Consider the following 20740-nt stretch of genomic DNA (forward strand, 5'->3'; position numbering starts at 1 on the left):
ACGCTCAAAACCTCTTGAAAACCTATCATAGCGAATTTCCAAAAGGGCTCTTACAGGCCTTAAACATTACCTTGGCCCTTTTGAGGCTTATGCAAAGGGTGCTGCGCCTGAAACGCCTTTCCGGGAAGATATGCCGCGCCTAAGCGTAGAAAATTTCTATTACGCGCAGGAGGACGTTTTGTATGAAGCCGCGCAGAAATACGCCTTCACATGGAGTGTGCACCGCCCCCATACTGTTGTGGGGTATGCCATTGGCAATGTGATGAACATAGCCAGCACACTGGCTGTTTATGCTACCCTGTGCCGGGAGACAGGCCGCCCCTTTGTTTTTCCGGGCTCCGCGGTGCAATGGCATGGCCTGACAGATCTGACGGATGCACGGCAGCTCGCCGCACAACTGGTATGGGCCGCAACCTCAGCATGCGGAGCAAATCAGGCGTTTAATGTGGTGAATGGGGATGTTGTGCGCTGGAAGTGGTTATGGCCGCGGCTGGCAGCGTGGTTTGGGCTGGAGGCTGCCCCCTATCCGGAGCAGGTGCAGCCTCTGGAGCCTAAACTGGCGCAGGATGCCTCGCTGTGGGCGGATATTGCTGCCAGACACCATTTGCGTGAGCCAGACCTAAACCGCCTCGCCTCCGCTTGGCATACGGATGCTGATCTGGGACGACCTGTTGAGTGTGTAACCGATATGACCAAAAGCCGCCTTGCCGGGTTTACAGCTTATCAGGACAGCACGGCCTCGTTTTTGGATGTGTTTGAGCGGTTGCGGGCGGAGCAGTTTATTCCGTAACAGCACACCAGTAAAAAAGGGCTGCCAGAACAGTGCTCTGGCAGCCCTTTATAATGAAACGATTTTAAAAACTGTGAGGGTTAGCCATGTTTCTGCACTTTCCACCCTGTTTCACGCAGGCGGAAGGAAAGCAGAATGGCAACAACAATACCGATAACCAGCGGCATGAAAGCCCGGTGGAACAGCGCCATGCTATCCGTGTTGCCACCCGCCATCAGGGCGGAGACAAGCGGAGAAAGCACACCGGTTGTCCCAAACACCAGAAAGTTCATGACACCGGCAGCGGTGCCTTTAACCTGCGGTGGGTTGACTTCCTTCATGGTGGAGAAGGGGATCATGGCTGCGCCGGAAGCAATACCCATGACCAGAGCAACAGAGTAGCGCGGCATAACGCCAACAGGCAGATACAGCGCACAGAGAGAGGCGGCCAGCAGCACAACAGCGCCACCAATCAGCACAGGTTTACGCAGGCCAATCTTGTCAGAAATCCAACCCAGCAGCGGGCAGCCGATCACCCAGCCAATGGGCACCATGGAAACATCGGAGGCAGCAAAAGCCATGCTCACATGCTCACCCTTGTTGAGCATGGAGGCACCCCAGCCCAGTGCGCCAATGGTTGTTGGCACAAACAGCAGCCCACCGATAATACCAGCGTACCAGCTTTGCGGGTTGCTGAAGATAATACGGAAAGGCTGCACAAGGTTGGCAAAGGAGAAGTGGCCGTGATGGTCTGCGCTGTCGCCTGAATCCCGCGGCATGACAAACCATGTGGCTACGGCAAGGCAAACGCCCAGAATGCCAAAGCCCAGCCAGACCGTCTGCCACGGAATATGGAAGGAGCCGTTGGGGTCAATCAGCAACCGTGTGGGTTTGGAGCCAAAGGCTGCCCCTGCCATACCAAGGCACTGTGTCAGCCCAACAAACAGGGCGAGTGTACGGGCTGGCAGATAGCGGGCCGCCACATAGGATGAACCAACAAAGGCACAGATTGCTCCAAGCCCCTGAATAACATAGCCCACAAGCCCCGCGCCCAGGCTGCCCTGTGCAAAGATAAGGCAGCCGATGCTGGTAATACTGATACCAACCGGCATGGTGGCATGGGCACCGTAGCGGTCAAGCAGCACCCCTACAGCCAGTGCCGCCAGCGCATAGACAATGTAGTAAGAGGCAATCATTAGGCCCAGATGGCTGTTGCCCCAAGCCTGTGTCAGCTCATCCTGCATAATGCCGGGAGCAGAACGGATGGCATATTGATAAAAATAGAACAGTGCGCACAAAAACCACGCCAGAACATAAAGTGGCTGTATTTTTTGCGGCTGTGCAGCCGGTGTTGCTGTAGGCGCTGGGCTGGCTTGGGAAGATGAACCCGACATGGAAAATTCCAGTCTTTTATTAAGAGATGTGAAAGAGAAAACTACAAAATACCCTGTTCTCAGGAAAAGCCCGGACGGGTAAAGCGGGAGTTTTTTAAGCTCATGCTTTTTTATCTCCTTTTAAAAAATCTTCACAGAAAAACAACTTTACTGGAAAGGCAGATACCGGAAGGTTACATACACTGTGTTACCAAATGTAGTGGGGTAGACGTTGCTGCCCGCACCATTGGTGCCTTTGAAAGCAAACTTCCGAATATAGGTATATTGCAGACCAGCCATCAGGCTTCCGTAATGGCCATCCATAAAGTGCCACCAGCCCCCTGTGGTCAGGGAGGCCAGCGTGCGGGTCTGGGCGTTACAGGCACCAAATTCAATGGAGCAGCCACTCAGGTTCTGGTCGGTTACGCCGTAACCATAGTTACGCCCGTCTGCCCCCAGATAGCTTTTGCGCCCAGAGGTTTCCACACCACCATAGGTGTAAACCAGCACGGAAGGGGAGGGATGGCCGATCAACCCCAGAGACCCGATGATTTCCGGTACAGGGGTAAGCTGGCCATGGGCGTTGAAGGTGGTATCCGGCAGCAGGGAAGGCCCATAACGGCCCACCCCTTCCCCTGCCAGAATGTTACCAGCCAGTTGCAGCTTTTTGGTGCCGAGCGGTGTGGTCATGCCTGCGCCAACACCGCCGCCAAAACTGGTATGTTTTTTGGATGTGGCAGCACCGGGAAGCACGGAGAGCGAGCGGAACCAGCGGCCCAGACCAAACACCTCATAATGCCCAAAACTGGTGTCAGCCGCCGCTTTCACCACAATATCCGGCGCAGGGTTGTAGGTATAATTGGTGCCGCTGTTCAGGAGCACACCGCCAGCATTCTGGTAATAAACGCGGGTGCCAGCCGTCTGCCCATAGGCGGCTGGCAGAGTACCGCCAGACGGTACGGAGGATGAGAAGTTGAATGTGGCTTCCGGGTCTTCCAGAGACAGGCCAAGCCAGTATTTCTCGTGCCAGTCCTTGCCAATACGGATCTGGGGTACGCGGGTAAAGGCAATGCCCGGAATCTGGTTGTTATCCGTCACGGCAGGGAGCTGCTCTTTTCTGGGCAGCAGCCCTTTAGAGTAGTTGGTAACCAAGCTCCAAGCCTGACCCATTAACAGGTGGAAGCCCCAGTCTTTTTGCGTGAAGGTAAAATAGCCTTGCCGCATACGGGGGGTGTAACCGCTAATCTGCACGCTGTTGCTGGTGCCCGCAGCGCCCCCAAAGTCACTCTCTATATAGGCCTGAAGCCGGATGGCGTTGGTGGGATTGGCTTCCATGAGGATGGAGACGCGGGAGAGCTGGGCAGACAGGCGCTCCTCGCTCAGGCCGTGGTTAGGGCTGTTGGCGTAAGGGAAGCTGCCCCATGCGGTGGCTGGGCCTGCCGTCATGTTGGAGTCACGCCAGATGTTGGAGAGTTCGATAAACCCACCCAGTTTGACCGAGATACCACCGATTGAAAAAATAGGCGGCAGATGGTCCACCGAGGTTTGCGTAATGGAGGACGGGCTGGATGAGGACAGGTCCATGGCGGAATGGCCGTGGGCCACCACATCCTGCGTGGGCAGCCACTCAAACCCCAGAGGGTTGCTGGTATTGCCGTGGGAGTGAAGCGGCAACCCGCCGGATGCCATGCGGGTGGTGCCAGCGGGGTCTGGTGAAAAACGGATAGCTGGGTCTGCCGGAGCACTGGTGACAAGGGTACGGGCGTGTGTGCTGCGGTTGGTGGAGGCCGCAGCCGTTTGTGTCTTGCTACCCTTGCGCTTGGCCTGCCGTTGCTCAATGGCGTTGACCTGTGCCGCAAGCAGCCGCATCTGCGCTTTAATGGCCGCCAGTTCCTGCGCATCATCCGCCAGAGCAAAAACCGGTTTATTGACCAGGCAGCACAGGAGTGTTCCGAGCAAAAGCTTGCTGTCCAGCTTTAATTTCGAGACAATACTGTCTGATGCAGCAGATTTCACAATACACCCTTTTGCGGTTGCTCTCTTTGCCAGGAAAGCCCTGACGCATGATGCAGCCCTGATGCACGCTGCACATTGATTCACGTCAAAACTTGGCAAACTACCAGTGTGGCAGACTCGTAAAACAGAGCTGTGTCATACGCGAATTCTCGCGCAAATGTTATAACAAAATAGGCGGTTTAAATTTAATTTTAAAGCACAATGAGCGGTGAGAGTTAGACAGTTTCTTGAAAAAGCAGGGTTTGTCAGCGTGTAAGACAGGCCTGTTCAGCCTGAGCCAGAACGCTGTTAAAAGTGTCTGTGTGGTTCAGGGCGCGGGCCAGTACCAAAGCGCCCTGTATGGCGGCAATGCTGCCAATGGCCAGTGTGCGGGCCTTGTGCGCGTCATGCCCCAACCGCAGCAGGGCCTCTTGTAAAGCCGTTATCCAGTGCTGAAAGTAAAGAGAAATGCACTGTGCAAAGCGGTCCCGTGTCTCGCTTAATCCCATCAGGCCAAGCAGACAAATTTTCTGACCGGACTGAAAATAAGCGGCGGTTGCGGCAAACATGTTTGTTATGGCGTGAGCCGCATTGGGTGTAGTGCGCAGGGGTGTGAAAATGGATGCAGTAAACCACGCATCAATTTCAGCCAGCACAGCCTCTGCCATCTCCTGCTTCCCGCCGGGGAAGAAGTGATACAGGCTGCCTTTGCCTAAACCCGTTGCTTGGGAAATGAGGGCCAGGCTGGCCCCCTCGTACCCATAGGTCCGGAAAACCTCCGCCAGACAGGGCAGGAGATCGGCTTTTTCCGCGTTAGCGCGTGCCATGTTACAGGCCTAGGGCGGACAGGCCGGGGTGCTCATCGGGTCTGCGCGCACCCTGCCAAAGAAATTTACGCTCCTGCTGGGTAATTGGCAGGTCGTTGATAGAGGCTAGCCTCCAGCGCATCAGGCCGTCTGCGGCAAAGTCCCAGTTTTCATTGCCGTAGGAGCGAAACCACTGCCCCTCAGCGTTATGCCATTCATAGGCAAAGCGCACGGCAATACGCGTTTCATGAAAACACCAGAGCTCTTTGACCAGCCGGTACTCCAGCTCGGTTTCCCACTTCTGGCGTAAGAACTCTTTTATCTGGTCCCTTCCTTGCAGAAAGCTGGTGCGGTTCCGCCAGACAGACTCAGGTGTGTAAGCGAGTGACACAGCATCCGGATTTTTGCTGTTCCACGCATCTTCGGCAGCACGAACTTTTTGTGTGGCAGTTTCAAGCGTGAAGGGGGGAAAGGGTGGTTTTGACATCAGCCGCTCCTGTACCAGTTGGCTCCTCTGTACCATTTGGTACAGAACCTTGGCTCAGGTGCAAGAAAAAAAGAAGTGTGTGCTAAGCCGAGGCATAGTGCGTGGCGTATGGCACGCCTAAGCACGAGACACTGGTATTCATGATATAAATACAGTGCAGGCCTAGGCTTTTACAGGAAAGACTCCAAAAAATATTATTGTAGAAACACTGTAAAAGCCTGTAGCAGCACAACAGGGGAGCGTGATGAGCAATAATTTGCGTGACGCGCCGTCGGGTGCCCGATGAAAGTTCACTCTTTAAAAATGAGTGTAGATATTTCTTGTGTCATGCCTCTATTTTTCAAGCAGTTTGTAACGTGTGACTAAAAAAACAGAGTTTCAGAAAATAAGTGCCTCAAAAACATGATTTTTTCAGACTGTTTTTGAACAAAAAGCAGGTGGCTGTCTCAGCGGTTAATCCATACTCTGCGGGCCGGGTTGCGGTGTTCCCATCCCTTGCGTTCCAGTTCGGGGGTGTCGGCCTGCTCCTGCGGGTACCCAACACACAGGTAAGCCAGAAACTGCCAGTTGGGGTTGACGCATAAGGTGGATGCGGCTTCAGCCGGGTCAAGAATGGACACCCACCCCACCCCGATACCTTGTGCAGCAGCCGCCAGCCAGAAGGTGTGGATCGCCATGATAGCGGACCACACCGTGGTTTCCGGCATGGTGCCGCGCCCCAGCCCCCGGCCCTGCGAGGGGTCTGTATCGCAAAACACGGCAATCTGGTGTGGGGCGTCATCCAGCCCGGCCAGCTTCAGGGTAGCGTAACGCTGGGCATTGTCACCACTTTGGCCGCTGAGGGCTGCCGTGTTCGCACGGGCAAAATTGGCGCGTATGGTCCCGCGGCGGCTGGGGTCATCCACCCGCACAAAACGCCATGGCTCGCTGAGTCCTACGGAAGGGGCAAGGCAGGCCGTGTGCAGTAAGCCTTCCAGTGTGGTCTCTGGCACAGGGGCTGTGCGGAAATGGCGTACATCTCGCCGCCATGTGAAAAGCTGCTGAAGCTCAGCCTGAAAGCCGGGTGAAAAATGCGGTGCGCTCATGCTTCAATCATGGAGAGAAGTGCCGCGCACAGCAAGAGCAGGATAAGAATGGCACACGCGCGGCGATATACGACCAGCCCGCGGTCAAGGTCTTCCCGCGTTGCGTGGGGGCTGCCATTGCCCATCCAGCTATCCTGCACAGTCACACCCGCATAGACGCGTGGGCCAGCAAGGCGCAGGCCGAGCACGCCTGCCAAGGCGGCTTCCGGCCATCCGGCATTGGGGGAGCGGTGGCGGGGTGCATCCTGCCGCACAGCCTGCCATGCCTGCCGCCGTGTGCCAGCAGGCCCGGCCAGCACAAGGCAGAGGGCCGCAAGGCGGGAGGCAGGCAGATTAACCCAGTCATCCAGGTTGGCGGCGGCCATGCCAAAGGCAGCATGTTTAGGCGTCAGGTGGCCAATCATGCTGTCTGCGGTGTTGATGCATTTGTAAAACACCGCGCCAGGCAAACCAAACAGGGCCGCCCAGAATAACGGGGCCACTATGCCGTCCGAAAAGTTTTCGGCCAGACTTTCAAGGGCGGCGCGTACAATCCCGCTTTCATCCAGTGCGCTTGTATCCCGCCCTACAATCTGGCTGACAGCCCGTCGCCCACCGGCTAGCCCGTCCTGCCGCAAGCCTTTGCCCACCGCCACAACGTGGGTCCAGAGTGACTTCTGCGCGACAAGTGTTGTGGTGGCGATGGCTTGCAGCACCAGCATGGCCGGGGCGGGCAGCAAGGCGTAGCCTTCACGAAGCACAACCCCGGTTAGCCACAAGGGGAGCAGCACAATAAGGACCAAAGCCAGTACACCCAGCCACCGGCGCTTGGTCTCGGAATAAACGGGCAGGTTGAGTGCCGTGTCCAATTTGCCAATAAGAGCGCCTACCCACATAACGGGGTGGCCAATGGCTGTGACCAAAGCCTGCGGATAGCCCCAGAATGCTTCAAGCAGAGCAGCAAGGGCGGCAACCGGCAGACAGACGGAGAGGGGAAAAAACAACATGCGGGGGGACGGCTCACAGGTTTGGCCAGCAGGGCAGCAGGCAGAACAGCATCAGGCGGTGGTGCCGGACGCTTCTACCACGTGTGGTGTGCCCGGCCCAAGCAGACGCATGGTGCCATTGCCTGCCCATGGGGGGCAGGTTCAGGTGGTCATGCAGTATTTTCCCCAAGCCCCGCAGCCTGTTTATGACCTTTCAACCGGTATTAGCCCCTTTGTTTATCCGGGCCGGATGCCGGATCTAACCTGCCTGACCCGCCTGCCGGAGGAGCATGAGGAGGCCACACTGCGCCGTCTGGCAGCAGAGGCCTATGGTGTGGCAAATGCCAGCATGGTGGCCGCAGGGGCTGGAAGTCAGAACCTGATAGCTTTGCTTCCCACCCTGTTACAGGCTGAGCAGGTGTGCATTCTAGGCCCCACCTATTCCGGCCATGAGCAGGCATGGCGGTTGCACACCAAATGTGTGACGCGCGTACTCACTCCGGAGGCTCTGGCCATCGCGGCCACCCAGCCGCGTACTGTGTGCGTGCTGTGTAACCCCAATAATCCGGACGGACGCCTGCTCCCCGCCGATTGGGTGCGCCATCTGGCAGACAGATGTGCTGAGCACGGGAACAGCCTTGTGGTGGATGAGGCCTTTGCAGACTTTGAAGGCCAGAGCGTTGCATCTGCTCTGCCGCATCCTGCCCTTATTGTTTTGCGGTCTTTTGGGAAAACCTATGGGCTGCCGGGTGTCAGGTTAGGGTTTTTGCTGGCAGCGCCAGAGTTGGTGGAGCGTGTGCGGGCTGTCATGGGGAGTTGGCCCGTGAGCACGGTGGCGTTGGCGCTGGGGCAGCAGGCTTTGGCGGATACGGCATGGCAGAGCATGGCCGCACAGCAGGCGGCACAGGCCCATGAGCGTTTGGTCAGTTTGCTGGGTCAGGCAGGCTTGGTGTGCCAAGGGCAGTGCCGCCTGTTTACTCTGGTTGTGCACCCCAACGCGGCGCAGCTATGGCAGCATTTGTGTGAACATGGCGTTGTAACCCGCATTTTTGCGCATCAGCCTGACCACTTACGGATTGGCCTGCCAGCAGAAGAAGGCGCATGGCACCGCTTGTCGTGGGCCTTGCGCCTCTGGCAGCACAATGCGGTTCCTCAACGCGGGCAGGATGCCGGATGACCCAGCAAGACTCTTCACCTGCCAGCAATACCTCGACTTTCCGGCTGATTTGCCTTGCAACAGATGTGCCGGAGGGCATGAAAGCAGGGCTTATTCCGGCGCGCTGCGCATTAGGGCATCTGCCAGATTTTGCACGTATTTGGGGCTATATTGCCCCGCTATATCGGCCCGCTGCCGTGGTGTGCGCGCCAGACGTGCAACGTGACACATGGGCGAACTCCACTGCTGTACCGCTCGTGCAGCAGGACGCGTTGAAGGATCGCTCTTACGGACAATGGCATGGGCTGGCGTTGCGGGATGTGCCACCGCAGGAGTTGGTCCGCTTTGTGCAGGAGCCAGATTATGCCCCTAAGGGTGCTGAAAGCATGCGGGCTTTTCACGCCCGTATTGGGGCTTGGGTGGAAGGGGCCGCCTTGCACGGCCGGGTGTTGCTTGTGGCCCGCCCTGCGGTTGTGCGGGCTCTGGCTGTGCATGCTCTTGGTGGCGACTGTAGTCTTGCAAACCGCCTGGATGCAGAACCAAAAAGCCTGAGCGTTTTGACGCGGCATGCAGGCTTATGGCGAGTCAGGCAGTACGGCGTCACACTGCCTGAACTCTAGCGGGGATTTTGCTTATCACCGTGTAGGGGCGCTTGCCAGAGCGCGTTCTGCCAGCGCGCCGAACAGCAGGCCCATGCTGCTCCAGAGTACAAGCTGCATTCCGATAGATGCTTCACGGAAGCGCCATAGCACAAGGGCGGGAAAGCCTGCGGGCACCTCATTCACGTCTGGCATTGCAGATTGCACCAGCACCATGAGGACAAGGAAGAGGCCAGCCCCCCATAAGCTACCGGACCACGCGCCCCGTGTACGGGTAAGCGCTTGCCCGACCAGTGTGGCAATAACGGCAACACTCACGGAAAGCCCGATCATGGCAAAGTAGGTGCCTGTCCGGAAAGCCAGAGTGGCGGGTGTTCCTACCGCAGGTGGGTTGGGCGGGTATTTGAGGTCTGGAACCAGCACAAACACCAGAAATCCCGCTCCGGCTAAAAGAAGCGCCAGCGCTCTGGGGGACCACGTGTTCAGCCTGCCATACGCATAGGCAAAGACTAAAGAAAAGAGGCCTCCAAAGGCTGTGCCATAGAGCACAACGGCTGTCAGCAGCCCGTAACTGGCCTGCACGGCGCGGCTTACGGGCTCAGCTTCCGCCATGTGTTGGTGGGCTTCCGCTCCATGGCGGGCGGCCTCAAAAGCAATGGCAAGGTCAACCTGTGGTTCGCCGAAAATACGGGCGAATACAAAGGCTAGAGCCGCAGCAACGCAGCCCGCAATCATGCCGCGGGCCAGCAAACGTCCTGCTATCATGGGAAGGATCTGCCGCGGTTAGTGGCAGGGAAAGCCGAGTAGGTGGCGGCCATCATGCACAAATTCATGCACTTCCTGACCGGAGATCAGGGAAAGCGCACCCTGTTCTGCGCCGACAAAATACAGCATGATGACAGACAGCAGCAGGCCAAACATGGCCCATGGCAGCAGCGCCTTGGCCGGAATGGCAATGGGAGCAGCACCCGTAACAGAGGCTACGCGAGAAGAAGGGGCTGAGTAAGACATGATAGTTGGCTCCGCTGGCAAGAACGCGTTCCGCGGTTGAAAAGAATGGCTCTGGAGGTCTGACTTCCTGCGGGATGCACAGTGACGTGCATGCAGGTTACAGTGGCGCGACCGTGCCGGACTCTCACCAGCTTCTCCATAAACATTTCTCTAGCCTGACGGGTCTGAGGTGCAGAGTCAATTCCTGCTGTGCAGGCATCAGGGCTGAAAACTCGCGGTCAGGGCCGCAAGCACAAGTCCTTCCGTAACGCAGGCTGTGGCGCCGAGCACATCGCCCGTATAGCCACCAAGCTGGCGGTGGGCAGCGTAGGTCACGCATATCTGGGCTACACAGGCTGCCACAAGAGGCAACACGAGCGGCAGGATGCCATGCTGTGTGGCCACGTGTGGCCACACTACGGCCCAGAGCATAACCAGCACAGCCATGGCGGTTTGTGCCATGACAAATGGCAGGCGGGGCAGGGGACTGAGTGAGCGGGCTAAGCCATCAGGCCGTGCGGGTGGGAGTGCTTTAACGGTATACAGCAAGCCGGAGCGGGCAAAACCACCCGCCAGCATAAGGGCAGGGACCAGAGCAACCGCTGGCATGGCCGCCAATGCGCCTGCACGGACAATAAAACACACACACAAGGCAATAACACCGTAACTGCCCACGCGGCTGTCCCGCATTATCTCCAGTTTGCATGCGCGTGAGTGGGTACCGTAACTGTCGGCCATATCGGCCAGCCCGTCCTCATGAAAAGCGCCGGTGAGTGCTGCCTGAAACGCTAGAGCCAGCGCTACAGCGGGTAGGGCTGCGATGGATAGCAGATGTTCCAGCCCCCAGCCCAGCAGCCCTGTAACACCTCCAATACCCGCCCCGACAAGCGGCCAGCACCAGATGGACCGGCCAAGAGGGGAAAGGGCACCCCGCAACGCAGCAGGCAGTAACCAGTGCGCTGGCAGGCGGGTGAACAACCCAAGGCCGCACGCAAGGTCCTGCCGTGTCTGGCTGAGCAGACCCAGCTTGGTCATGCTATGTCCGCTCCGAGACCGCGGCTTGGGCAAACGTTGCCATGCCCGTGTGGCAGGCCAACGCGGCGCGTACAAGCGGAATGGCCAGCGCCGCACCAGATGCCTCACCCAGCCGCAACCCCAGAGCAAGAAGTGGGGAAAGGCCAAGGGCAGCCGCCAGCTTGGCGTGCCCGGTCTCGGCAGAGCAATGGGCCAGCCATGAGTGCGCCAACCCCTGCGGGTTGAGGCAGCCCAGAGGTGCCACCGCAGCGGTGCAGACATAGCCATCCAGCAGCACGGGAATATGGGCGTGGCGCGCGGCCAGAACCGCCCCTAACAGAGCAGCCAATTCATACCCGCCTACATGGCGTGCGGCCTCAAGGGGGTTTGTCAGGCTATGGGCATGCAGGGCGCGGGCGGTGTCTATCACGCGGGCTTTGTGGCGCACGCCGTCCTCATCCAGCCCGGTGCCACGTCCGGCCCATGACAGGCTGTCACCATGAAACAAGGCGGCGGCAAGCGCTGCGGCGGCGGTGGTGTTGCCTATGCCCATCTCTCCCACACACAGCAGGTCACACTGCTGTGGCACGGCGTCATAACCGGTGCGGGCCGCAGCCAGAAACTCCGGGACGGTCATGGCGGGCGCAGTTGTAAAATCCGCCGTGGGGCGGAGGTCTGCTACGGGAATAACGCTCAGGGTGGCCTCTGCCACGCGGGCAAGCTGGTTCACGGCGGCTCCGCCGTGCCGGAAGTTACCCACCATCTGCGCAGTAACATCCTGCGGCCATGGCGAGACCCCTTGCGCCACAACGCCATGATTACCCGCAAACACCAGCACCTGCACATGCTCTAGTTGTGGGGTGGCACGCTGTTGCCAGCCACCCAGCCATGCGGTCAGCTCTTCTAGCTGGCCCAGACTTCCCGCGGGTTTGGTGAGTGTTGCCTCCCGCTCCGCAATGGCGTGCTGCGCCTGTGGTGAGACACCCGGCAGGGTAAGGCAGGAGGCACGGAGAGCATCCATGCTGCAAAAAACTGTATCAGGGTTGGGGCGAGTGTAAGATGGCATGGCTCTTTCTGTGCTGTTATACGCGCCCATGCAAACGGGACCAGAAAGCGGGTAGCGCATGAACGGGCAGGAACTCAAGGCACAACAGGCAGACCCTCAGGCAGGGCTACACCATGCCACGCTGGTACTGGGCGGCGCACGTTCAGGCAAAAGCCGCTACGCTGAAGCACAGATAACGGCTCTGCCAGTCCCATGGGTCTATGTGGCCACCGGCCGCGCTTTTGATACAGAAATGCAGGACCGCATAGCCCATCATCAGCACAGCCGTGCGCCCGGTTGGCTGACGGTGGAAGAGCCTTTTGCCGTGGCAGACGTGATGCAAGCCTATGCAGAAAAACCCCTTTTGCTGGACTGTCTGACCCTGTGGCTAACAAACCTGTTGCTGGAAGAGCGTGATATTGCCGCAGCCACACAGCAGCTTGTGCAGGCGCTGGCCAAGCGGCAAGCGGCTACCGTTTTGGTCGGGAACGAAGTGGGGTTAGGTATTGTGCCAGATACACCACTGGCCCGCCGGTTTAGAGATGAAGCCGGTATTCTGCACCAGAAACTGGCTGCACAGGTTGGGCATGTTGTGTTTGTGGCGGCAGGGCTGCCCCTTGTTTTGAAATAGGCTGGCCACAAAAAAGGCGGGGCCCGGACTACCCAGACCCCGCCTTTCAAGCCGAGTAAAGTCTATCAGATACGATCTACGGCCTTGCGACCAATAGCAGGATCATCGGTAAAAAAGCCGTCCAGCCCCATATCAAGATAGCGGCGGATTTCAGCTATGGACCCCGCGACATTGCGTGTAGCCGGACCGTCCGCATTCCGAAGTTGCTTGGGCAGAAAAGCATTTTCCGGACGGCAGGTATAGGCATGCACCAGCAGGCCTGCCGCGTGGGCGTCATCCACCAATGTGGTAGGTTGTTGCCAGGCTCCGTCCGCATCCCGTGGGATGAGGTCTGTCAGGGACGGGCCAATGACATCCGCATAACTCCGGATTTCTTTTAGCCCTTCAGGTTTCATCAGGTCGCCAAAGGTTGTTTTTTCACCCTTGGCCAGAAGGTCTGGCGGTGTGGCGTTGCGTTCGCCCATCAGGAACATCACTCTGGCCTGTGGGTTAATGGCTTTTACTGCGCTGTTGAGAGACCGCAGGTTGGTTGTCTCAAAGGACTGTACTTCCAGCGGCGCGTAGCGGGTGTAGGTGTGGGCCGCAATAATGCTCAGGAATGTTGATTCCGGGTTGAAGCCAAGAGCATGGAAGTGCGTGGAGTTCTTGACCTCGGGAATAAGCCCGATTGTGCGGCCCCGTGCAGCGGCTTCAGCGGCTACAAAATCGATCATTTCCTCAAAGGTGGGAATGTCAAAATGGCCGTTGTAGCGGGTGTTGTGCGCCCGCAGTTGCGGCAGGCGTTCACAGGCGCGCAGGGTTTTCAGCTCAGCCAGTGTGAAGTCCGTTGTAAACCAGCCCGTTTCCTGCCTGCCATCAATGGTCAGGGTGCGTTTGCGGTTGGCAAATTCAGGCCGGGAGGAGACGTCACTTGTGGCCGCAATATTGCTTTCGTGGCGGCAAACCAGCACACCATCTTTGGTGGGTACAAGGTCTGGTTCTACAAAATCTGCACCATCAGCAATGGCTTTTGCGTAGGATGCCAGAGTGTGCTCAGGCCTTTGGGCAGAGCAGCCACGGTGTGCAAACACAAGTGGCCGGGGCGCAAGGGAAGGGGCCGCCACAGCGTGGCGACCCCCGGAAAAGCGGGCAACAAAAGGTGCTGCCAGAGTTGTTGTCAGAATGGTCCGGCGTGAAAACCCAGCCATAATGCGCTCCCTTAGAATGTTGCGCTCAGTGTAAGGAAATACATGCGCGGTGCAATCGGGAAGGCCGTGTACTGGCCTGCAGCATTGTTGGTGTTGATGGTGGACCAGCCTTTCTCGTTCGTCAGGTTGGTAATGTTACCCTGCACCCGCAGAGACCGCACGTGAGGAATACCGCGAATGTCATAGCCGGCGTTCAGGCTGAACAGGGCGTAGGCATTGGCGTGCAGATCATTGGTGAAGGTGGTGTAGCGTTTGCCTACAACATCGCCAACAAACTGGGCGTTGAAGTCACCCCAACGCGTGGAAGCCACGAATTTCTCGGTCCAGTTAGGAACACCAGCCACGTTTTTGTTGGCGGTTGGTACGCGTGTGTTACCGTTCATGTAATCATCATTATAAACGGATTTGTTGTAGGACAGCGCGTTGTAGAAAGAGAAATGCTCACCAAACTGGGCGGTGAAGGAGAAGTCCATCCCGTCGGTGGAGACAGAACCCACGTTGGTCAGGGTTGTGGCACTGCCCACAATGGAAGACAGCGTCTGGGTTGATGCTACAGCCAGCAGACGGTTGGAGAAGTGCACATGGTAATATTCAAGCTGGCCGCTAATGTTGGTCAAAGGTCCTGCATTAACATGGCGGTTGGTACGCAGGCCGGTTTCATACGTCCATGAGGTTTCAGGTTTGCCGTTGCGTTTGAAGTCTTCAAATGCCTGCTGGCTGGTTACACCCCACGGGGTTGCGTTACCGTAGCCCGCTGCCTGAAAGGAGCGCATGTTTTCCTGAATATTGGCAAACCACTGTTCATGATCTGTAATATTCCACAATGCGCCGAAAGACGGCAGGAAGGGGCGCACGGCGGCAATGGTGCCACCGGGAACCGTAATGGCTGTTGCAGGAGAGAGAGAACCGGGCAGACCAGCAACCGGCAGTGTGCCGTTGGTGTAAACCAGCTCGGACTTGAAACCGGCATTCAAAGAGAAGTTCTTTGAAATTTGCCAGTTGTCCTGCAAGTGCGTGGTAAAGGTATTGGTGTAGAAATAGTTGGTGTACTGCTTGATCAGCGCATCCTGCTGGCGGTCATACGGCGTGGTGGGGTTGGAGGCATCAAACGGATACCAGCGGCGCGCCTGCGTATTGTTGTTGCGCTCGTACCAACCGCCCACTTCAATGTGGTGCTTGCCAAGATGGTATTTCAGGCTGGTCATGATACCGCCACGGTTATCCCAATATTCCGTGGTACGGGTTGCCATGCCAGAGCCACCAAACACATCTGACAACTGAGAGGCAGACTGGTTGGGGAAGTAGGCGGAGAACAGCGTAGGCAGACCAGCAGCCGTAATAGGGCCAGCCACAACACCTTCACCCATGTCATGGTGATAATAGATATTGGTGTCCCACTTCAGGTTGGCGCTGAAGTCATGGTGCCATTTAGCATACATCAGGTAATCCTGACGCTGCGCGGCGGAGTAATAGTTGCGGTAATTCAGGCCCGCATTCTTATATTCTGGTGAATTCTGATAGTATTTTATGGCTTCGTTCAAGTTGGGGTACATGAACGGGCGCACGTAAAGTGACCCACCATTGGGCATGACAATGCCGTCTTCGTTAGGCTCAACTTTCTCCGCCCAGTCAAAGAAGACGCTAACCTTGTTTTTGGAATCTTCATGCATAAACTTGGCGTTGACCTGATTGCCACCCTGATGGCCAGCAAAGTCCCACGCCCGTGCGTCCTGACGGCCCCATGACACATAGGCGGAGTTGCCGTGCCCGAAGTCGCCCGTGTCAATACGTGCAAAGGTGCGGAAAGTGGAGAAGCTGCCAAAGGTCTGGCTCAACTGGCCACCTGCGCGGTGCAGCGGGTCCTGTGTGGTGAACTGAAGTGTGCCGCCAAGGTTACTGGTGGACGCTGTACCCAGCGCACCGGCACCTGTTGCCACGGAGGCAGAGGCAAAGTTTTCACTAATGGCCGCACGCTGGGGGGACAGGCCGTTATAGTTACCGTAAGCTTGGTCACCCAGCGGAATTTCGTCCAGCGTATAGCCAAGCTGGTTCTGGTTAAAACCGTGAATGAACAGTGATGAATTCTGCTCGTTATTGCCCCACGGGTCAGCGTTGTTGAACACAACACCCGGCAGAATTTGCAGAGACTTGATGGGGTTAATGCCCGGCAACGTACGCTGCATCTGCAAATGGCCAACCGTCTGTTCTGAGCGGCTGTGGCGGCCTGTTGCAATAATCTGTTCAGAACCGGATGCCTGTGCCGCTTTAGGCGCAGAACGCCGTTTGGGCGTGACTGCGGCGGGCGCTACCGGCGTTGCGGCAGCAGGCTGGGCAACAGGGGCCGTAGCAGCATGACCATGCGGCTTGCGGGCCGTGTGATGAGGTGATGGTGTGGCGGCATGAGCCACGGAAACTGCCAGAGGGGAACAGAACAGCCAGAGTGCTGCGCGGCGGGACGACGGAGAGAATCGCATCAAGATGCTGTGCCCTATCAGGGAGTGAAAACCTGCCCGCTTCTTAAAAACCTAGGCGTTGAAATAAGAGTGACAGTTTTATGAAAATGGCCGTTTGGTGCGCTTTGTGATCGGGTCACCACACTGAATCTTGAAAAAAAGTTTAGGTGTTCTTTGCGCTTGACTTTCCACGTTTTTCGAATGGGGAAACCTCTGGCGGGCTCAGGCTTTTATGGCAGCACAGTAGGGCCACCCTTGCACTCGGCGGATGATAATGCTCTGTGCAAGAGGAGAATGAGCAAGGACAGACCGGCCTGTTTGTTCCAGAACCATGAGAGATGCGCATGTCAGATGAATTTTTGAACGTCCAGCTTCTGATATCTGGAAAATGGCAAGATGCAGCCGATGGCCGGACGCTCCCTGTGCAGGACCCTGCAACAGGGGAGACAATTGGTAAGATTGCTCATGCGTCCAAGAAAGATCTGGCGCTGGCAGCAGAGGGCGCTGCAAAGGGTTTTGAAGCCTGGCGCACCCTTACGGCGTGGGACCGCTTTGTTATTATGCGGCGTGCGGCCAACCTGCTGCGTGAGCGTGCGGAGAGCATTGCCCGTATCATGAGCCGTGAGCAGGGCAAGCCCCTCGCGCAGGCTTTGGCGGAAATTGACGGTGCTGCCGGGGTTATCGAGTATTTTGGCGAGGAAGGTCGCCGCCTGAACGATGTGCTGGTGCCGCCGCGCGTTGCGCATGTTGAGCAGCGGGTGCTGCACCGCCCTGTTGGCGTTGTAGCGGCGTTCACGCCGTGGAACTTCCCCATTAACCAGATTGCCCGCAAACTGGGTGCGGCCCTTGGGGCCGGGTGTGCCGTTATTGTTAAAGCGCCGGAAGACACCCCTGCATCCCCCGCTGAACTGCTGCGTGTGTTTCTGGATGCCGGTATTCCGGCAGGCGCTGTGTCTCTTGTCTATGGTGACCCGGCTGAAATTTCAGAATATCTGATTGCCCATCCGGTTGTGCGGAAAATTTCCTTTACGGGTTCTACACCGGTCGGCAAGCATCTGGCGTCTCTGGCTGGTGCGCAGATGAAGCCGGTAACAATGGAATTGGGTGGCCATGCTCCGGTTATTGTCTGTTCTGATGCAGACTTGGATGCCGCAGCAGAACGTCTGGCAGCCGCCAAGTTCCGCAACGCCGGTCAGGTGTGCATTGCTCCAACCCGCTTCCTGCTTGAACAGAGCATCGCCTCGACATTTGTAGACAAGTTCAAGGCCCGTATGAGCGCCCTGAAAATTGGCCGCGGGGTGGATGATGGCGTGACCATGGGGCCATTGGTCAACAGCCGCCGGGTCAAAGCCTTGCAGGAACTGGTGGAAGATGCGCGCGCAAATGGCGCTACGGTGTGGCACCCAGACACAGCCCTGCCAAATGGCGGCTGCTTTTTCCCGCCCACGCTTATTCTAAACCCAGACCTGTCCATGCGGGTGATGCAGGAAGAGCCTTTTGGCCCGCTTGCCATTGTGTCGGAATTCTCCTCCCTGACGGACGCCGTAAAGGAAGCAAACCGCCTGCCTTATGGTCTGGCAGCTTATGTCTATACCCGGAATGAGCGCACACAGCGTTTGCTGGGTGAACAGGTTGAAGCCGGTATGGTGGCTGTAAACCACCATGGTATTGGGGTGCCGGAAGTACCTTTTGGCGGCATTAAGGATTCCGGTTACGGCACGGAAGGTGGGCCAGAAGCTTTGCGGGCACATACTTACATCAAGCTGGTTTCCAGCGAGCAGGCTAAAGCTGACTTCTAAGTCCGGTTTTTGTTGGGTGTAAGAAGAAAGGGGCGGCACACACTGTGCCGCCCCTTTTTAGTGGGAGTTTAAAAGGTTTTACTTGTGAACTGGTTTTTCAGAACGTTGCAGACAGGCTGACATTAAAGGACCGGCCCATGCCCGGCAGGGCGCGAGTATAGCTAATATAGCGCGTGTCTCCTAACGACAGGCCACCGAGCGGCAGATAGTAGGGCTGGTTGAAAATATTATCGATCCCGGCATCTACTGTCAGCATTTTCCAAGTATAACTGCCGCCAAGGTTGAGCAGGGCATAGCCCGGTGTGCGGGGTTCGGTGCGGAGATAATCCACACTGTCCTTTGCTTTGACAAAGTTCATTTCCACACGGCCTTTCCACGGCCCTACGGTTTCATGCACTGCTATTGTGCCGTTAAGGGGCATCATGTGGTACAGGCCGCTGTGGGTTACGTTATCCTGCCCACGCACCCAGTTGAGCACGCCGGTAAATTCGCCCTTACCAAATTTAGGTGTATCCCACAGCGTATAATGGCCAGAGGCATTAATGCCGTAAGTCTGGGCGTTGTGGTTGGCAAATTGTAGCTTGTGCCGACCGTTAGTAAAAGTGCTGAGCTGCACAACATTAATATAGTTATGCACGTAGGAGTAATAGGGCTGGACCTTCAGCCCCCATTTATTGGCAGTGGTTGGGTCGTGCCAGTCCAGCGTGACACTGGCTGTGTTTGCAACTTCAGACTTCAGGTCAATAGTGCCAACATAGCCGTTGCCATCCCCAAACCACCCGATCATGGAGGAGGACATGCTGCCCATGCCCCAAGCGTAGCGCTCATACAGGTTTGGTGCGCGGGACTTGCGGGCATAGCCGCCTTCCAGCGTAAAGCTGTCCGTTGCCTGCCAGCGTGCCATGGCGGTGACATCAAAATTCACATCGGTCCGGCCCCGGCGGCGGGCGTTGAAAGCACGGGCTGCCATGGCATCTGCCATGTTCATCATGCCGGTCCAGGAATAGGGGGAGACATCGCCCGTATTCATCATGACCAGATCATTCCGGAAGCCCAGAAGTGTTGAGACGCGAGATGTCCAGTGGGCTTCCCACTCCGCATAATGGCCCAGCCGGTCACGGTGGCCGTTATTGATGTTGTTGTAGGTATTAGGCCCCATCATCATGCTACCCATCAGGGGTGGCCACCAGTCTTTCAGGCCTTGATGGTCAAAGCTGCTGCCCAGCTTGAGGGTATGGTTGGGAGCGAGTGGAATGGTGGCTTTTAGGGAGTATCCTGCCAACCGGGAATCGTTGTTCATGGGCATGCCGGTGGTGGCGGAGTGCCCACCTTTGTCACCCAGCATATCCATGGCGTGGGTGATGCGCTGCCAGTAGCCTCGGGCCTCAAGCTCACCCCAGTCAAAGGACCCGTTATATTTACCGTTCACAAAAGTGGAGCGGTTGTTGGTCATGTCCATAAACTGGTTGGCAAAACCTTCATGCGGCACGTTCTGCTGGCCGAAGGTGACGGAAAGCAGGTGGTTGTCCTTGTGCATTCCGGCGGTTACGGCGTGGTTGTAACTCAGGTAGCTGGTGGAGTGTACAACCCCCATGCCACCGCCGCCACGGTAGTTGCCGGACTGGTCGTAGGACGCATTGTAGCGCAGGCTGAACAGGTCATTGGCGACAGTGACGGACCCCGCCGCACTATATCCCCCCCCATTGCTGCGGTACGTGCCGCGCACTCGGCCTGTTACCAGTATCTTGCCTTTGCGGGCAAAGCGCGGGTCTGCGCGCTCAACATCAATGGTCCCGCCCAGACTGTCCCCACCACTGCTGACGGGCGTTAGTCCGGCAATGCTGGTGGCTGTCTGTACGCTGTCCGGGTCTACATAAGACAGAGCCGGGTTCATGTGGTTGGGGCAGGCGGGGGCAATACGCACACCATCTACAATGGTGGCCACGCGGTCATCCGCCATACCGTTCAAAACAGGCAGATTGGCTAGCCGTCCTCCACCGTAAGAACTGAACCCCGGCTGGTTACGGAACAAAGATGAGGCATCCGGGCTGGACAGGCGGGACATACGTTGTGTGCTGGCATCGGGGGAGGATGCACTCAACGGAGCATCGGAGAGGGATGTGGTGTCCTCTTCCTCAGCGTTGGTGGAGATATCAAGCCGAGGCAGGGTGACAACGCTGCTTTGTGGTGCGGTGGTCTGGGCGTGGGCAGTGGGCCAGCCCAAGGGGGTTATGGCAGTGGCGCACAGCGCGGCAAACACCCATGCGGAGGCAGCCCCCCGGCGGTGGTTCAAGAAAGTAAACATCAGAAGAATGTCCTGAAAACAAGGCAAGAAAGCCTGCTTCCAGTTGTGCTGCACAACAGAAAGAGGCCGGAAAAAGCGCTT

Annotated in this window: 17 protein-coding genes and 1 pseudogene; 5 read left to right on the forward strand and 13 right to left on the reverse strand. The window is 57.3% G+C overall.

The annotated features are described in order from the left end of the window. Window positions 1–52: 52 nt before the first annotated feature. Window positions 53–790, forward strand: a pseudogene (locus ACTIDN_RS08110) (NAD-dependent dehydratase); the annotation flags it as partial. Window positions 791–870: 80 nt separating this feature from the next. Here ACTIDN_RS08110 and ACTIDN_RS08115 read toward each other — a convergent pair. The 6 genes from ACTIDN_RS08115 to cbiB form a co-directional block, all read right to left on the reverse strand. Further along, window positions 871–2163: an MFS transporter gene (locus ACTIDN_RS08115; protein WP_441376644.1), complete on the reverse strand. Its 1293-nt coding sequence runs from the start codon at window positions 2161–2163 to the stop codon at window positions 871–873. A 147-nt stretch (window positions 2164–2310) separates the two neighbouring features. Then, window positions 2311–4158, reverse strand: a complete 1848-nt coding sequence (locus tag ACTIDN_RS08120) for a hypothetical protein (RefSeq protein WP_441376645.1) — start codon at window positions 4156–4158, stop codon at window positions 2311–2313. Between the two features lie 245 nt (window positions 4159–4403). After that, window positions 4404–4964, reverse strand: coding sequence for a TetR/AcrR family transcriptional regulator (locus ACTIDN_RS08125; protein WP_441376646.1), 561 nt, complete (start codon window positions 4962–4964; stop codon window positions 4404–4406). Window position 4965: 1 nt separating this feature from the next. Further along, on the reverse strand, window positions 4966–5430 hold the full coding sequence (locus tag ACTIDN_RS08130) for a nuclear transport factor 2 family protein (protein ID WP_441376647.1): 465 nt from the start codon (window positions 5428–5430) through the stop codon (window positions 4966–4968). Window positions 5431–5876: 446 nt separating this feature from the next. Beyond that, window positions 5877–6515, reverse strand: a complete 639-nt coding sequence (gene bluB, locus ACTIDN_RS08135) for a 5,6-dimethylbenzimidazole synthase (protein WP_441376648.1) — start codon at window positions 6513–6515, stop codon at window positions 5877–5879. Next, window positions 6512–7501 (reverse strand): adenosylcobinamide-phosphate synthase CbiB, encoded by a 990-nt coding sequence (gene cbiB, locus ACTIDN_RS08140; protein WP_441376649.1) that lies wholly within the window; start codon window positions 7499–7501, stop codon window positions 6512–6514. Before cbiB ends, bluB begins: the two co-directional genes overlap by 4 nt. Here cbiB and cobD point away from each other — a divergent pair. Continuing rightward, entirely contained in the window at window positions 7500–8657 is a 1158-nt protein-coding gene (gene cobD, locus ACTIDN_RS08145; RefSeq protein ID WP_441376650.1) for a threonine-phosphate decarboxylase CobD, read from the forward strand. The genes cbiB and cobD overlap by 2 nt on opposite strands. Continuing rightward, the gene (locus ACTIDN_RS08150; protein ID WP_441376651.1) at window positions 8654–9256 is read left to right on the forward strand and encodes a histidine phosphatase family protein; all 603 of its coding nucleotides are present in this window, start codon (window positions 8654–8656) and stop codon (window positions 9254–9256) included. The genes cobD and ACTIDN_RS08150 overlap by 4 nt, the downstream gene beginning before the upstream one ends. A 15-nt stretch (window positions 9257–9271) precedes the next feature. Here ACTIDN_RS08150 and ACTIDN_RS08155 read toward each other — a convergent pair whose 3' ends face one another. The 4 genes from ACTIDN_RS08155 to cobT all read right to left on the reverse strand — a co-directional run bounded on the left by ACTIDN_RS08155 (window position 9272) and on the right by cobT (window position 12305). Next, window positions 9272–9997: a CbtA family protein gene (locus ACTIDN_RS08155; protein ID WP_441376691.1), complete on the reverse strand. Its 726-nt coding sequence runs from the start codon at window positions 9995–9997 to the stop codon at window positions 9272–9274. A 21-nt stretch (window positions 9998–10018) separates the two neighbouring features. Beyond that, entirely contained in the window at window positions 10019–10246 is a 228-nt protein-coding gene (locus ACTIDN_RS08160; protein WP_415507662.1) for a CbtB domain-containing protein, read from the reverse strand. A gap of 198 nt (window positions 10247–10444) precedes the next feature. After that, entirely contained in the window at window positions 10445–11260 is an 816-nt protein-coding gene (cobS, locus tag ACTIDN_RS08165) for an adenosylcobinamide-GDP ribazoletransferase (RefSeq protein ID WP_441376652.1), read from the reverse strand. A gap of 1 nt (window position 11261) precedes the next feature. Next, a complete protein-coding gene (cobT, locus tag ACTIDN_RS08170) occupies window positions 11262–12305 on the reverse strand; it encodes a nicotinate-nucleotide--dimethylbenzimidazole phosphoribosyltransferase (protein WP_441376653.1) in 1044 nt (347 codons plus the stop codon). A 58-nt stretch (window positions 12306–12363) separates the two neighbouring features. Between cobT and cobU the strand changes: the two genes are divergently transcribed. Continuing rightward, a complete protein-coding gene (gene cobU / locus ACTIDN_RS08175; RefSeq protein ID WP_441376654.1) occupies window positions 12364–12915 on the forward strand; it encodes a bifunctional adenosylcobinamide kinase/adenosylcobinamide-phosphate guanylyltransferase in 552 nt (183 codons plus the stop codon). 65 nt (window positions 12916–12980) lie between these two features. On the opposite strand, the gene ACTIDN_RS08180 is transcribed toward cobU, so the two are convergent. Together ACTIDN_RS08180 and ACTIDN_RS08185 are read right to left on the reverse strand one after the other, a co-directional pair. Continuing rightward, window positions 12981–14102, reverse strand: a complete 1122-nt coding sequence (locus ACTIDN_RS08180; RefSeq protein WP_441376655.1) for a glycerophosphodiester phosphodiesterase — start codon at window positions 14100–14102, stop codon at window positions 12981–12983. Between the two features lie 11 nt (window positions 14103–14113). Beyond that, window positions 14114–16576, reverse strand: a complete 2463-nt coding sequence (locus ACTIDN_RS08185) for a TonB-dependent receptor (protein WP_441376656.1) — start codon at window positions 16574–16576, stop codon at window positions 14114–14116. Window positions 16577–16899: 323 nt separating this feature from the next. Between ACTIDN_RS08185 and ACTIDN_RS08190 the strand changes: the two genes are divergently transcribed. Next, window positions 16900–18354 carry an NAD-dependent succinate-semialdehyde dehydrogenase gene (locus ACTIDN_RS08190; protein WP_441376657.1) on the forward strand — a complete coding sequence of 485 codons (1455 nt, stop codon included), beginning with the start codon at window positions 16900–16902 and terminating at the stop codon, window positions 18352–18354. A gap of 97 nt (window positions 18355–18451) precedes the next feature. Here the strand turns inward: ACTIDN_RS08190 and ACTIDN_RS08195 are convergent, their stop codons facing one another. Continuing rightward, the gene (locus tag ACTIDN_RS08195) at window positions 18452–20659 is read right to left on the reverse strand and encodes a TonB-dependent receptor (protein WP_441376658.1); all 2208 of its coding nucleotides are present in this window, start codon (window positions 20657–20659) and stop codon (window positions 18452–18454) included. Window positions 20660–20740: the final 81 nt, after the last annotated feature.

The sequence above is a fragment of the Acetobacter sp. genome, assembly GCF_052102375.1.
GTDB lineage: Bacteria > Pseudomonadota > Alphaproteobacteria > Acetobacterales > Acetobacteraceae > Acetobacter.

Bases quoted from the DNA above. Each gene is read 5' to 3' on its own strand.
- ACTIDN_RS08115 (WP_441376644.1), bottom strand. From the start codon at position 2,163: ATGTCGGGTTCATCTTCCCAAGCCAGCCCAGCGCCTACAGCAACACCG.
- ACTIDN_RS08125 (WP_441376646.1), bottom strand. From the start codon at position 4,964: ATGGCACGCGCTAACGCGGAAAAAGCCGATCTCCTGCCCTGTCTGGCG.
- ACTIDN_RS08130 (WP_441376647.1), bottom strand. From the start codon at position 5,430: ATGTCAAAACCACCCTTTCCCCCCTTCACGCTTGAAACTGCCACACAA.
- bluB (WP_441376648.1), bottom strand. From the start codon at position 6,515: ATGAGCGCACCGCATTTTTCACCCGGCTTTCAGGCTGAGCTTCAGCAG.
- cobD (WP_441376650.1), top strand. From the start codon at position 7,500: ATGCGGGGGGACGGCTCACAGGTTTGGCCAGCAGGGCAGCAGGCAGAA.
- cbiB (WP_441376649.1), bottom strand. From the start codon at position 7,501: ATGTTGTTTTTTCCCCTCTCCGTCTGTCTGCCGGTTGCCGCCCTTGCT.
- ACTIDN_RS08150 (WP_441376651.1), top strand. From the start codon at position 8,654: ATGACCCAGCAAGACTCTTCACCTGCCAGCAATACCTCGACTTTCCGG.
- ACTIDN_RS08160 (WP_415507662.1), bottom strand. From the start codon at position 10,246: ATGTCTTACTCAGCCCCTTCTTCTCGCGTAGCCTCTGTTACGGGTGCT.
- cobS (WP_441376652.1), bottom strand. From the start codon at position 11,260: ATGACCAAGCTGGGTCTGCTCAGCCAGACACGGCAGGACCTTGCGTGC.
- cobT (WP_441376653.1), bottom strand. From the start codon at position 12,305: ATGCCATCTTACACTCGCCCCAACCCTGATACAGTTTTTTGCAGCATG.
- cobU (WP_441376654.1), top strand. From the start codon at position 12,364: ATGAACGGGCAGGAACTCAAGGCACAACAGGCAGACCCTCAGGCAGGG.
- ACTIDN_RS08180 (WP_441376655.1), bottom strand. From the start codon at position 14,102: ATGGCTGGGTTTTCACGCCGGACCATTCTGACAACAACTCTGGCAGCA.
- ACTIDN_RS08185 (WP_441376656.1), bottom strand. From the start codon at position 16,576: ATGCGATTCTCTCCGTCGTCCCGCCGCGCAGCACTCTGGCTGTTCTGT.
- ACTIDN_RS08190 (WP_441376657.1), top strand. From the start codon at position 16,900: ATGTCAGATGAATTTTTGAACGTCCAGCTTCTGATATCTGGAAAATGG.
- ACTIDN_RS08195 (WP_441376658.1), bottom strand. From the start codon at position 20,659: ATGTTTACTTTCTTGAACCACCGCCGGGGGGCTGCCTCCGCATGGGTG.